This is a genomic window from Streptomyces sp. NPDC090088, from assembly GCF_044747345.1.
Classification (GTDB): domain Bacteria; phylum Actinomycetota; class Actinomycetes; order Streptomycetales; family Streptomycetaceae; genus Streptomyces.
This window is the reverse complement of sequence record NZ_JBIVDZ010000006.1, coordinates 347,806-360,181: the sequence shown is the minus strand read 5'-3', so window position 1 is coordinate 360,181 and position 12,376 is coordinate 347,806. Positions and strand designations below refer to the sequence as shown.

At 72.0% G+C, this 12,376-nt stretch carries 14 protein-coding genes; 5 read left to right on the top strand and 9 right to left on the bottom strand.

What is annotated here, in order from left to right:
- Window positions 1-175: 175 nt before the first annotated feature.
- On the bottom strand, window positions 176-1,021 hold the full coding sequence (locus ACIPSJ_RS29470) for an LLM class F420-dependent oxidoreductase (protein ID WP_401350616.1): 846 nt from the start codon (window positions 1,019-1,021) through the stop codon (window positions 176-178).
- A gap of 154 nt (window positions 1,022-1,175) precedes the next feature.
- On the opposite strand from ACIPSJ_RS29470, the gene ACIPSJ_RS29465 reads away from it, so the two are divergent.
- Window positions 1,176-2,693, top strand: coding sequence for a CehA/McbA family metallohydrolase (locus tag ACIPSJ_RS29465; protein ID WP_401350613.1), 1,518 nt, complete (start codon window positions 1,176-1,178; stop codon window positions 2,691-2,693).
- 185 nt (window positions 2,694-2,878) lie between these two features.
- On the opposite strand, the gene ACIPSJ_RS29460 is transcribed toward ACIPSJ_RS29465, so the two are convergent.
- Window positions 2,879-3,487 (bottom strand): hypothetical protein, encoded by a 609-nt coding sequence (locus tag ACIPSJ_RS29460; RefSeq protein WP_401350612.1) that lies wholly within the window; start codon window positions 3,485-3,487, stop codon window positions 2,879-2,881.
- 43 nt (window positions 3,488-3,530) lie between these two features.
- On the bottom strand, window positions 3,531-4,760 hold the full coding sequence (gene thrS, locus ACIPSJ_RS29455; RefSeq protein ID WP_359207938.1) for a threonine--tRNA ligase: 1,230 nt from the start codon (window positions 4,758-4,760) through the stop codon (window positions 3,531-3,533).
- Window positions 4,761-5,044: 284 nt separating this feature from the next.
- Between thrS and ACIPSJ_RS29450 the strand changes: the two genes are divergently transcribed.
- Window positions 5,045-5,629 carry an exonuclease domain-containing protein gene (locus ACIPSJ_RS29450; protein WP_401350609.1) on the top strand — a complete coding sequence of 195 codons (585 nt, stop codon included), beginning with the start codon at window positions 5,045-5,047 and terminating at the stop codon, window positions 5,627-5,629.
- Window positions 5,630-5,696: 67 nt separating this feature from the next.
- Here ACIPSJ_RS29450 and ACIPSJ_RS29445 read toward each other — a convergent pair whose 3' ends face one another.
- Genes ACIPSJ_RS29445 through ACIPSJ_RS29435 form a run of 3 tightly spaced genes read right to left on the bottom strand, consistent with a single transcriptional unit; the run spans window position 5,697 to window position 6,726 of the window.
- Window positions 5,697-5,978: a hypothetical protein gene (locus ACIPSJ_RS29445; RefSeq protein WP_359207045.1), complete on the bottom strand. Its 282-nt coding sequence runs from the start codon at window positions 5,976-5,978 to the stop codon at window positions 5,697-5,699.
- Window positions 5,975-6,250, bottom strand: coding sequence for a hypothetical protein (locus ACIPSJ_RS29440; protein WP_359207048.1), 276 nt, complete (start codon window positions 6,248-6,250; stop codon window positions 5,975-5,977). Before ACIPSJ_RS29440 ends, ACIPSJ_RS29445 begins: the two co-directional genes overlap by 4 nt.
- A gap of 50 nt (window positions 6,251-6,300) precedes the next feature.
- Window positions 6,301-6,726, bottom strand: coding sequence for an ATP-binding protein (locus ACIPSJ_RS29435; RefSeq protein ID WP_359207051.1), 426 nt, complete (start codon window positions 6,724-6,726; stop codon window positions 6,301-6,303).
- A 201-nt stretch (window positions 6,727-6,927) separates the two neighbouring features.
- Here ACIPSJ_RS29435 and ACIPSJ_RS29430 point away from each other — a divergent pair, with 201 nt between their 5' ends.
- From ACIPSJ_RS29430 to ACIPSJ_RS29420, 3 genes are read left to right on the top strand one after another with little or no spacing between them, the layout of a single operon-like run.
- Window positions 6,928-7,782: a Scr1 family TA system antitoxin-like transcriptional regulator gene (locus tag ACIPSJ_RS29430; RefSeq protein WP_401350605.1), complete on the top strand. Its 855-nt coding sequence runs from the start codon at window positions 6,928-6,930 to the stop codon at window positions 7,780-7,782.
- Window positions 7,783-7,792: 10 nt separating this feature from the next.
- Entirely contained in the window at window positions 7,793-7,975 is a 183-nt protein-coding gene (locus ACIPSJ_RS29425; protein WP_401350602.1) for a DUF397 domain-containing protein, read from the top strand.
- Window positions 7,976-8,006: 31 nt separating this feature from the next.
- Window positions 8,007-8,393, top strand: coding sequence for a nitroreductase/quinone reductase family protein (locus ACIPSJ_RS29420; protein WP_401350600.1), 387 nt, complete (start codon window positions 8,007-8,009; stop codon window positions 8,391-8,393).
- Window position 8,394: 1 nt separating this feature from the next.
- Here the strand turns inward: ACIPSJ_RS29420 and ACIPSJ_RS29415 are convergent, their stop codons facing one another.
- The 3 genes from ACIPSJ_RS29415 to ACIPSJ_RS29405 all read right to left on the bottom strand — a co-directional run bounded on the left by ACIPSJ_RS29415 (window position 8,395) and on the right by ACIPSJ_RS29405 (window position 12,335).
- Window positions 8,395-8,949 carry a DUF3455 domain-containing protein gene (locus ACIPSJ_RS29415; protein ID WP_359207062.1) on the bottom strand — a complete coding sequence of 185 codons (555 nt, stop codon included), beginning with the start codon at window positions 8,947-8,949 and terminating at the stop codon, window positions 8,395-8,397.
- 198 nt (window positions 8,950-9,147) lie between these two features.
- On the bottom strand, window positions 9,148-10,608 hold the full coding sequence (locus ACIPSJ_RS29410; RefSeq protein ID WP_401350597.1) for an aldehyde dehydrogenase family protein: 1,461 nt from the start codon (window positions 10,606-10,608) through the stop codon (window positions 9,148-9,150).
- Window positions 10,605-12,335 (bottom strand): D-aminoacylase, encoded by a 1,731-nt coding sequence (locus tag ACIPSJ_RS29405; protein ID WP_359207068.1) that lies wholly within the window; start codon window positions 12,333-12,335, stop codon window positions 10,605-10,607. The genes ACIPSJ_RS29410 and ACIPSJ_RS29405 overlap by 4 nt, the downstream gene beginning before the upstream one ends.
- Window positions 12,336-12,376: the final 41 nt, after the last annotated feature.

The following is a 12,376-nucleotide window of genomic DNA, read 5'->3' as shown; positions in this document are numbered from 1 at the left end:
GTTCGGGTTCGGTGGGGTTGGCGGGGCGGCGGTGCGCCGTCGGCTGCGGGTGCGCGGGGGTTGCTCGCGCAGTTCCCCGCGCCCCTGAAGGGGCGCTTGCTGCAGCGCCCCTTCTTTTGCTTTTAGGGGCGCGGGGAACTGCGCGAGCGACCACGCACAACCCGCACCCGCCCACTCACAGGTACTCCCCGTACGCGTCCAGCACCCCCAGTACCTCCGCCTCCCCCGCCGGAGGCAACTGCACCACGACCTCCTCGATCCCCAACTCGGCGTAGTGCGCGAGCTTTCCGGCGCTCGGGAAGACCGCGTACGGCACCACCTGGAGCGCCTCCGCGTCCCGCCCCGCGTCGGCCCAGACCGAGCGGAGCACCGGCAGGGACTCGGTCAGTCCACGCCCCCCGATCGGCATCCACCCGTCCGCGTACTCGGCGATGTGGGTGAACAGCTTCGGCCCCGCCGCCCCGCCGACCAGCGTGCGGGGGCCGGTGACCGGACCGCGCGGCTTCTGGACGGGCTTGGGGAAGGCGGAGGAGGCGCGGACGCTCCCGAACTCCCCTTCGTAGGCGGTCGGTTCCTCGGCCCACAGCGCCCGCATCAGGGCCATCCGGTCCCGGCCCAGCTCGCGCCGGGTCCGCCACCGCACCCCGTGGTCGGCGGCCTCCTCGACGTTCCAGCCGAAGCCGACGCCGAGGGTGAAGCGGCCGTCGGAGAGGTGGTCGAGGGTGGCGATCTGCTTGGCGAGGTCGATCGGGTCGTGCTGGGCGACCAGGGTGATGCCGGTGCCGAGGCCGAGGCGCTCGGTGACGGCGGCGGCCTGGCCGAGGGCGACGAAGGGGTCGAGGGTACGGCCGTACTCGCGCGGCAGGTCGCCGCCCGCCGGGTACGGAGTGGTCCGCTCGACGGGGATGTGGGTGTGCTCGGGCAGGTACAGGCCGGCGAAACCGCGCGCCTCCAGCTCACGGGCGAGTCGGACGGGGGCGATGGTCTCGTCGGTGAGGAAGATCGTGACGGCGATACGCATGACCCATCTGTACCGGGGGTGGCGCGATATGTCCATACCGACTGGTCGGCATCACACGCCCCTCCTTTCACACCGCTATGCACATGACATACGGACGCCTGTGGATTCCCTGTCCTTCCGGGGGAGTTCACGTCCAGAGAGGAGAGTGAGCGGCATGTGTGAGGACACGCACGGCATCGGCAGACGCGCGCTGATCGTGACGGGCGCCGCCACAGCCCTTACGTTGGGAACCGTGAGCTTCGCGGCGGCGGACGGCCAGGACCAGGAGACCCGCACGCTGAGCGGCACACTGCCGCCCGGCTGCCCGGACTTCGTGTACGTACCGGTCGAAGTCCCCACCGGCGTACGGGAGATCAAGGTCTCCTACACCTACGACAGACCGAGCGTGCCGGCCGGCACCACCGGCAACGCGCTCGACATCGGCCTCTTCGACCAGCACGGCACCGAACTGGGCGGCAAGGGCTTCCGGGGCTGGTCCGGCGGCGCCCGCACCGAGTTCTTCGTCCGCGCCGACGACGCGACCCCCGGCTACCTCCCGGGCCCGGTCGGCGCCGGCACCTGGCACATCGCGCTGGGCCCCTACACGGTCGCCCCGCAGGGCCTGACGTACCAGCTGACGGTCACGCTGACGTACGGCGAACCGGGCGCCGTCGTCCCGCCCGTCTACCCCCCGGAGCGGGCGCGCGGCCGGGGCCGGGACTGGTACCGCGGCGACTGCCACCTGCACTCCTGGTACTCCGACGGCCGCCGCACCCCCGCCGAGATCGCGGCCCTCGCCCGCGCGGCCGGCCTGGACTTCATCAACTCCTCCGAGCACAACACCCACGCCTCGCACGCGCACTGGGCGGACCAGGCCGGCGACGACCTGCTGATCATGCTGGGCGAGGAGATCACCACCCGCAACGGCCATGTCGTGGCCCTCGGCACCGAACCCGGGACCTTCGTCGACTGGCGCTACCGGGCCCGCGACAACCGCTTCGGCCGTTTCGCCCACCAGATCCACCGGGCCGGCGGTCTGGTCGTACCGGCGCATCCGCACGCGACCTGCGTGGGCTGCGCCTGGAAGTTCGGCTTCGGGGACGCGGACGCGGTCGAGGTCTGGAACGGGCCGTACACCCCCGACGACGAGGTGGCCCTCAACGCCTGGGACGCCACCCTGGTCGCCTCGGTGCGCGACAACAGGCAGTGGCTGCCGGCCATGGGCAACAGCGACGCGCACCGCGACCCGGACGCGGTGGGCCTGCCCCAGACCGTCGTCCTCGCCGACGACCTGAGCCGCGAGGCCATCCAGGACGGGCTGCGCGCGGGCCGCTCCTACATCGCCGAGTCGAAGAACGTGACGCTGAGCTTCACGGCCACCGGCAGCCGCGGCGAGCGGGCCGGGATCGGCGAGCGGCTGGAGGTGGCGGCCGACAGCACGGTGACCCTGCGTCTGGAGGCCTCGGGCGTACCGCGCTGCACGATCCGGCTCGTCACCGACGAGGGCGTCCTGCTGACCAGCGACCCGCTGCCGGTGACCGGCTCGGGCGTGGTGGAGTGGCGCACGACCCCGTCGTACGCCGCCTACGTACGCGCCGAACTCCGCCACGAGACCGCGGCCGGCCCCCTCCCCGGCGCCCTCGCGGCCCTGACCAATCCGATCTTCCTGGGCCGGGCCGCCGACCGCGGCTGAGGGCGGACCGTCGGGAGGTCCGCCTGGGCGAACCTCCCGAACCGGCCCTGTCGCGTCCGTCCTGCCGCGTCCGTCCTGTCGCGTCCGGTCCTGTCACGTCCGTCCTGTCACGTCCGGTCCTGTCACGTCCGGTGTCGCGTCCGGTGTCGAACGGGTCCCCGAACCATGCCCGTAGGCACCTGCGGCTACCGGCCGCCGTCCCGCTTGCGCTCCGTGCGCCGCAGGGCCCGGCGCTGCTTTCCCGGCAGGGTGGCGGCCAGCTCGCCGACCGGGGCGACGTCATGGCTCGCGCCGTCCCGGCCGCCCCGGCACCACCACACCGGCGGGCCGGCCGCGTCCGTGGCATCCGCGTACCAGTCGCCGGCGGTGCCCGCGGGACGGGCGTGCATGCCGAGCTTGTGTTCCCCGCAGATCGGCCAGACCTGCCAGAGCAGCTCCACGACGGTCTCCTGCGCCGCGTCCGCGACCACCCTCAGCACCGTCATCTCGTCGTCCGGCTCCAGCGGGTCGTCCTCCTCGGGGTCCCACGCGTTCACCTGGTTGCCGTGCCAACGGCCGTCGGGCATCGCCACGTGGACCTGCCCCCGGTCGATTCCGCCCGGGGGCAGGGACGGTCCCGGGTCGACCATCAGTACCAGCGCGTCCTGACCCGGCAGGGTGGCCGTCAGATCCCGGTTGACCACGGCGAGCGCGGCCTCCAGCTTCGGCCACTCACCGGGCTCGACCGGCCGCGGCTCAGGGAGAGGCTGCCGGCCATGACCAGGACCGATGCGGTCGTACGAGAAGTAACTCACCGGGGCATCGTGCCATCAGCGCTGTCCTGGTCGCCTCCGTCCCTCACGGACCCGCCCCGCCGTGCCACAGGTCGGTGCTGTGCGCGTCGACGAGGGTGCCGATGCGGGTCAGGACGTCACCGGCCGGCTGCGGGTCGAGTCGGCGTCCGTCGCGCAGCCGCAGTGCGACGAGGCCGTCAGCGGCTTCCCTGGCGCCGATGACCGCTTGGTAGGGAACCAGGCGGGCCGCCCGGACGCGTGCGCCCAGACTGCCGTGTTCCGGGCCGGAGATCTCGGCCCGCAGCCCGAGGTCGGCGCAGCGGCGGGCGAGCGCCTCGGCGCCCGGCAGTTCGGTGCCGGAGACCGGGAGGATCACCAGCTGGGTGGGGGCGAGCCAGGCGGGGAAGGCCCCGCCGTGTTGTTCGACGAGATGGGCGACGGCTCGCTCCACACTGCCGATGATGCTGCGGTGGACCATGACCGGGCGGTGTCTGGCGCCGTCCGCGCCGATGTAGTGCAGGTCGAACTGTTCGGGCTGATGGAAGTCGACCTGGACGGTGGACAGGGTGGACTCCCGGCCTGCCGCATCGGTGACCTGGACGTCGATCTTGGGGCCGTAGAACGCGGCCTCCCCCTCGGCCGCCTCGTAGGGCAGGCCGGAACGGTCGAGGACGTCGGTCAGCAGGGCGGTGGACCGTCGCCATTTCTCGGGTGCGGCCACGTACTTGCCGCCGGGGCCCGGCAGGGAGAGCCGGTAGCGGGTCGCGGTGATGCCGAGCGCCTCGTAGGCCCGGCGGATCATCTCCAGCGCCGCCCGCGCCTCCCCGGCGACCTGGTCCAGGGTGCAGAAGATGTGCGCGTCGTTGAGCTGGATGGCCCGTACCCGGGTCAGCCCGCCGAGCACACCGGAGAGTTCGGAGCGGTACATACCGCCGAGCTCGGCCATCCGCAGGGGCAGTTCGCGGTAGCTGTGGGAACGGGAACGGTAGATCACCGCATGGTGCGGACACAGGCTCGGCCGCAGGACGACCTGCTCACCGCCGAGTTCCATCGGGGGGAACATGTCGTCGCTGTAGTGCGCCCAGTGCCCCGAGATCTCGTACAGCTCCCGTTTGCCGAGCACCGGCGAGTACACGTGCCGGTAGCCCGCCCGGCGCTCGGCGGCGCGGATGTACTCCTCCAGGGTGTGCCGCACGACGGCGCCGTCGGGCAGCCAGTACGGCAGGCCCGCGCCGATCAGCGGGTCGGTGTCGAACAGGTTCAGTTCGCGGCCGAGTCTGCGGTGGTCGTGCACGGTGGTCATCACGGTCTCCCTCGCTGGTTGCGGAGCAGGGGACCGGGCCTACGACGAAGCCCCGGGGCACCTGCCCCGGGGCTTCGCATCAGATCGTCTGTCAGCGCGCCGGGACACTCTCCGGCGTCGTCGTCATGGCAGCGCGCTTCATACCGGTCACGGTAGCAAGGGCGCCGGGCGTCCGCCCGTCGTTTTCGGTGCCCGCGCCGGCCGCCCAGGGCACGCGGCGCGCTGCCGCCGAAAACAACGTGCCGCGGCCGGGCGCGCCTCCCTACGCTTCCGTCATGGACAGCACCTGGACCGCGGGTCTCGTCAACGTCGTGGACGTCGAAGCGACCTGCTGGACCGGGTCCCCGCCGCCCGGCGAGGTCAGCGAGATCATCGAGATCGGGCTGACCGTCGTCGACCTGGCGGCCGGTGAGCGCCTGGCCCGGCACCGGATCCTGGTGCGGCCCGCCCGGTCCACGGTCAGCGGGTTCTGCACGGAGCTGACCGGCCTCACCCGGTCCGAGGTCGACCGGGGGGTCACCTTCACCGAGGCGTGCCGGCTGCTGGCCGCCGAGCACCACGCGGGCGCCCGGCCCTGGATCAGCTGGGGCGACTACGACCGCCACCAGTTCACCCGGCAGTGCCGGGCGACCCGGACCGCCTATCCCTTCAACCGCCGCCACACCAACGCCAAGGCCGCCTTCACCGACGCGTACGGCCTGCGCAAGCGCCCCGGCATGGCCCAGGCCCTGGAACTCGCCGGGCTACGGCTCGAAGGCCGCCACCATCGCGGCGAGGACGACGCCTGGAACATCGCGGGTCTCGTGCTCCACCTCTCCGAGCGAGGTCACTGGCCCGCCCCGGTGGAACACCTCGCCTGACGCGATGGCGAACTCTCGCATCGAGCAGCCGGACGGGAACCCTGTGGGCTCCGGTGAGGAGAACCGCTCAGTCCACCACCTGTGGATCACGGAAGTAGTACACGACGGTCACGCCCATACCCGGGGTGTGCGTGTACACGACGGTGATCGCCTCGGCCGAGTCACGCGCGAGGGGTGTGGTGTACGTGTACTCCACGGAGGGGGGCCGCCAGCCGGGGATCTCGCGACCCACGGCCGGATCGCGGGCAATGGCGGCGAGCGCCTCCCGCGCCCTTTCCCGCTCCCCCTCCGTCAGGTCGCCGAACGCCTTCCTGGCAGGCTCGGCCTCCTCCAACGGGACTTCGTTCACGCGCCGCCGCCTCCGGCTCGTGCGTCCTCCAGTGCCGTCATGATCTCGGGCGAGTTCCTGATCAGGATCCGGTGCCGGTAGGCCCGGACCACGGCTGCGGCGCCGGCGAAGTCGTTGGTCGGGGAGGCTCCTATGGCGGCTGCCAGCTCCTCCTCGAAACGTTCCCGGTCGCCCGGGAAGCCGTAGCGGCTGAGCGCGCTGCGCAGGTCGTCCACGGTCCGGATCTCCGGAAGCGGCATCGCTCCCCAGCCGTGCTCGGGCTGTGCGCTCATGATCAGCTCCTGACCGACGGACATCGCTCCAGCTCCCAGTATGGCCCTCGTCACCACGCCACCGCCCCGGCTCCGCACTCGGCCCACAGCAGCTTCCCGAACTCGCGGAACTCCGACACGCCCCACCTGTCCGCGCAGGCCCGCACCAGGGGCAGTCCGCGGCCGTGCTCGGCGTCGGGTGGGGGTGGCGGGGCGGGCGCGTGCGAGAAGCCGGGCGGGACGTGCGGGTCCGTGTCCCATACGGCCACGCGGAGGCGGCCGGGCTCGGCCGAGCGGAGACGCAGGGCGTACGGCCCCTTGGTGTGGCAGTGCGCGTTGGCCAGCAGCTCGGCCGCCACCAGCTCCGCGGTCGGGGTCAGCTCCGGCAACTCGTGCGCGGCGAGAATCAGCCTGAGCGCGCCCCGTGCGATACCTGGTGCGCGTGGATCGCGTGGAAGGTGCAGGGTGTACGTCCAGGACGGGGATACGGTGACCATCGGAAGTCTCCGGTCGCTGAGGGGAGTTGGACAGGTGCCTGGTGTCTGTGCCGTGGCGTCCCACGGTGCGCTTCCAGGTGAGGCGCCCGGGAATGACGATAGAGGTCCCGCAAAGCAGCTTTGCGAACTTTCGAAGGATCTCGGCCTCTTCTCCCTCGTGTGAGTGACAAGCTCGCTGCACGCCCGTCAGAAGGAGCACTCATGACGCCAAGGCCCGCGCCGACGGCCCGACGCGTCCGGCTCGCCACCGAACTGCGCAAACTCCGTGAGCGGGCGGGCCTTACCTCCACCGAGGCCGCGCAGATGCTCGGCACCAGCTCGGGTCAACTCAGCAACGTGGAGTCCGCCAGGTTCGGGGTGAGCCCCGACCGCGTCCGGGCGATGGCCAACCTCTACTCGTGCACGAACCGGCGCTACATCGACGCCCTCGCCGACATGGCGGCCGAGAAGGCGCGCGGCTGGTGGTGGGAGGCCTACCGCGAAGTACTGCCGTCGGGGCTGCTCACCCTCGCGGAGCTGGAGCACCACGCGACGGCCGTCCGTACCGCCTTCACCTCGCACGTCCCCGGCATGCTCCAGATCGCCGAACACGCCCGGGAGATCTTCAGCCGAGCGATCCCGGCCCTCACTCCGCCGGAGGTGGAGCACCGGGTCTCGCACCGCATCAAACGCCAGGACGTGGTGTACCGGGAGAACCCGAATCCGTACAGCACCGTAATCCACGAAGCTGCCCTGCACATGCGGGTCGGCGGTCCGCGGGTGGCCCGGCAGCAGCTCAGGCATCTGATCGACATGAGCCTGCGGGACCACATCACCCTTCGGGTGCTTCCCTTCGATGTCGGGGCGTTCCCGGGATCCGGCCAGTCCATCAACTACCTGTGCGGGCCGGTGACGGAACTCGACACCGTACAACTCGACCAGTTCCACGGTCCCGTACTGCTCGATGCCGAGGCTCACCTGGAGAAGTACCGACGCCTCCTGGACGTCGTCGAAGCCACCGCCCTCAGCCCTGCCAAGTCCCGGGACCTGATCCACGCCGTCACTCAGAGCCTGTGAAGGAGCCGGTATGTCCACGTGCCGCTGGCGGAAGTCGTCGTACTGCCAAGAAGGCGAGGCCTGCGTCCACATATCCACCACACCCACCACCGTCCGCATAGCCGACGCCGAGCCGCCCCGGAACGTCCTCACCGTCAGCGCCGTAGCCTTCGAGGCGTTGCTCGATCTGGTGAAGAGCCCCGACGGACGGTGAGGCCGTGGCCCACCTCGGAAACAGAGGAAGCATGTCGGATCGCAGATTCCGGATCACCACCGCCTTCCAGCGGCACGTCGCCAACCCCCTGACCCGGCTGCTGCCCTTCCAGACGCTGCTGGAGACCACCGGGCGGGTCTCCGGGCGGCCGCGGCGGACGCCGTTGGGCGGGAAGCGGGTCGGGGACACCTTCTGGCTGGTGTCGGAGTTCGGGACGAAGTCGCAGTACGTGCGGAACATCCAGGCCGATCCGCGGGTGCGGGTGCGGATCGGCGGGCGGTGGCATCACGGCACCGCCCACCTGCTGCCCGACGACGACCCGGTCGCCCGCCTGCGCACCCTGCCCAAGGGCAACAGCGCGGCCGTGAAGATGCTGGGGACGCAGCTGCTGACGGTCCGGGTCGATCTCACCGACTAGTTCAGCTGGCGGCCTTGTAGAAGGCGTACGTCGCCGAGTACGGCACCGAGATCTGGTCGGTGCCGGTGCAGGCAGCCGCGGGGGCCACGCCGCCCTCGGTGTCCAGGCGCTGGATGTAGGTGACGCCCTCGAACGTCCCGGCGCCGCGGGTGGCCGTGGCCTTCAGGAGCAGCTCGGGGACGGCGCCGTCCTTGGCGGACGTGGCGACCGCCGAGGCGTTGACCGCGCTGCCGTCGACCGTGGAGACCCAGACCGGGCCGCGGGAGTGCAGGGCGACCGGGCGGTGGGCGCGGTCCCGCTTGTCGGAGAGGGTGGCGGCGGGCTCCAGGAGCTTCCAGGCGCCGTCGGTGCAGGTGTAGGTCTGCACGCCGTGCGCGGAGTAGACGCCGGTCAGCTTGTTGCCGTCGGGCACGGCGAGCGCGGCGGGGGCGTGCACGGCCGGGAGGCGGGCGGGCTGCGCGGAGTAGGCCTGGACGGCGGTCGTACCCAGCAGGGTGGCGGCGCCCGCGGCGGCGACGGCCGTGGTGGTCAGGGCGATTCTCTTGGCGAGCTTCATGGAGTGGGCTCCAGGGATGTCGTGCGTGTTCCGGGAAGGGAGCGGCCGGACATCGACGATTCGGAAACCGGCCGTCCCCCTTGTCGAGTCCGGACGTTACGGATCCGCCACCGCTTCCGGAACCGGTTTCACGATCTCTGCCCGCACGGGACTCCTCACCGATCCCCAAAGGGCAAGCAAAGAGACCCCGTCGACCTCTCAGCCCGGCCAGACGATCGCCTGCACCTCGCTGTAGGCGTGCAGCGCGTACGAGCCCACGTCCCGGCCCACCCCGCTCTTCTTGAACCCGCCGAACGGCGCCTCCATGTTCCGCCCCACCGTGTTGATCCCGACGCCGCCGGCCCGCAGCCGCCGCGCCACCCGGAAGGCGCGGGCGACATCGCCCGACCAGACGTAGTCGATGAGGCCGAAGTCGGAGTCGTTGGCGAGGGCGATGCCCTCCTCCTCGTCGTCGAAGGGGACCACGGAGACGACCGGGCCGAAGATCTCCTCCCGGGCCGCGCGCATGTCGTTCGTGCAGTCGGCGAGGAGGGTGGGGGCGACGTAGAAACCCCGTTCCGGCGACGGGCGTTCGCCGCCGGCCACCACGGTGGCCCCTTCCTTCCGCGCGAGTTCGACGTACGACTCGACGCGCGCCCGGTGCTCGGCGGTGATCACGGGTCCCACCACCGTGCCGGGTTCCGTCGGGTCGCCGACCTTCAACCGGCCCGCGTACGCGGCCAGTTCCGTCACCAGCCGGTCGTACAGCGCGCGCTGCACCAGCACCCGGGTCGGCGCCGTGCAGATCTGCCCGCTGTAGAAGGAGAAGGTGGTGCCGATCCCGGCCACCGCCGACCCGACGTCCGCGTCCGCGAGGACGACCGCCGCGCCCTTGCCGCCCAGCTCCATCAACTGGCGTTTCATGTCCCGCCCGCACGCCTCGGCGATGCGCTGCCCGACGGCGGTGGAGCCGGTGAAGCTCACCATGTCGACGTCGGCCGAGGCCACGGCGGCCTCGCCGACCCCGGTCGACCGGCCGGAGACGACGTTCACCACACCCGGTGGGGCGCCCGCCGCCTCCAGCGCCTCCGCCATCCGGTACACCGACAGCGGATCCTGCGGGGCGGGCTTCACGACCACCGTGTTGCCCATCGCCAGCGCCGGCGCGACCTTGCCCGCCGGGTTGGCCCACGGGTTGTTGTACGACGTGATGCAGCTGACGACCCCGACCGGCTGGCGTACCGCCAGCGCGCCCATCACACCGGCCCTGCCCATCGGCCCGGCCTCGTTGATCTGCGGCGGGATCGCCCACTCGGCCGGTTCGACGGTGGCGTACCGGCGGAACCGGGCCGCCGCCACCCCCACCTGCATCGCCCGGGCGGTGGCCGTGGTCGCGCCCGTCTCGGCGCGGGCGAGGTCCGCGTACTCGGCCAGCCGCCCCCGGATGAGGTCGGCGGCCCGCCCCAGGACCGCCGCCCGCTCCCCCGCCGGTGTCCGCGACCATGCCCCGAACGCCTCCCGGGCGGCGGCGCAGGCGGCCAGCACCTGGCCCTCGGAGGCCTCCGGGGCCCAGCCGACGGTCTCCTCGGTCGCCGGGTCGACGACCGCGTAGTGCCCGCCGTCGGGCTCCGTCCAGGCACCGCCCACGAACAGCCGCTGCCCGTCCGCCACGTCGCTCACCGGGTGCTCACCGTCCTGGTGTCCCGACCGGAGCGCAGCACCTTCCCCGGTACGGCCCCGCTCACCACGTCGTCCCGGATGGCCTCGACGCCGTTGACCCAGACCGCCCGCACCCCGATCGCCTTCGAGTCCAGCCGGGGACTGTCTCCCGGCAGGTCGTGCACCAGGGTGGCCTGGCCGGCGGCGATCCGCTCCGGGTCGAAGAGCACGAGGTCCGCGTGCCAGCCCTCCGCGATCCGCCCCCGCTCCCGCAGCCCGAAGAGCCGGGCGGGATCGTCGGTCAGCATCTTCACGGCCTGTTCGAGGCCGAGCAGCTTCCGGCCGCGCAGGCAGTCCCCGAGGAACCGGGTGGTGTACGGCGCCCCGCACATCCGGTCGAGATGCGCCCCGGCGTCGGACCCGCCGAGCATGACGTCCTCGTGCTGCCAGGTCTCGGCGCGCAGCGCCCAGGAGGCGGGGTCGTTGTCGGTGGGCATCGGCCACAGGACGGTACGGAGTTCGTCGGCGGCGCAGATCTCGACCAGGCAGTGGAAGGGGTCCTGGCCGCGCTCCTGTGCTATGTCACGCACCACCCGCCCCGACAGCCCGGCGTTCGCCTCGCTGTACGTGTCCCCGATGACATACCGCCCGAAGTTCGCCAGCCGCCGGAACACCCCGGCCTCCTTGGACTGGGCGCGCTCCAGCAGCTCCGCCCGTACCTCCGGGTCCCGGAGCCGGGCGATCCGCTCCGGCACGGGCAGCCCGAGGACCGGCCCCCAGCCCGGTATCAGGTTCAGCGCGCAGAAGGTCCCCAGCGACATGTTCATCGGCGTGAGGATCGGCATGGTCAGCGCCACCACCCTGCCGCCCGCCTTCCGGGCCCGCTCACTGGCCTGCAGCTGCCGCGGCACCCGCTCCGGCACGGCCGCGTCCACCGTCAGCACGTTCCAGTTCAACGGCCGCCCGGCCGCCGCGCTCATCTCGGCGAACAGCTCGATCTCGGCGTCGCTGAACTGGTCGAGGCACCCGGCGACGATCGCCTCGATCTGCGTCCCCTCGTGCTCGCCGACGGCCCGGGACATGGCCAGCAGCTCGGCCGGCCGCGCGTGCCGGGAGGCGACCGGCTGCCCGTCCCCGTCCGAGTGCGTACTGGACTGGGTGGTGGAGAACCCCCACGCCCCCGCGTCCATGGCTTCGTGCAACAGCCTCACGATCTCGCCGAGTTGCTCCTCACTCGGCTGCCCGCCCACCGCGTCCGCCCCCATCACGTACCGGCGCAGCGCACAGTGCCCCACCATGAACCCGGCGTTGACGGCGATCCGCCCTTCGAGCGCGTCCAGATACTCCCCGAAGGAGCTCCAGCTCCACGGCGCCCCTTCCTCCAGGGCGACCAGCGACATCCCCTCGACCTTGGACATCATGCGCCGCGTGTAGTCGGCGTCGCCGGGGCGGGACGGGTTGAGGGGGGCGAGGGTGAACCCGCAGTTCCCGGCGGCCACGGTCGTGACGCCGTGGTTCAACGAGGGGACCGCGTACGGGTCCCAGAAGAGCTGCGCGTCGTAGTGCGTGTGCGGATCGACGAACCCGGGCGCGAGGACGAGCCCGGCCGCGTCCTCGGCCGTACGCGATTCCTCGGTGACGGTCCCGACGACGGCGATACGACCGTCACGGATGCCGACGTCGGCGGTGAAGGAGGGTGCGCCGGTGCCGTCCACGACGGTCGCACCCCTGATGACATGATCAAGCATGGGGCTCCCTTTCCAAGGCGGGCACCTGCCCTACCTGAAGG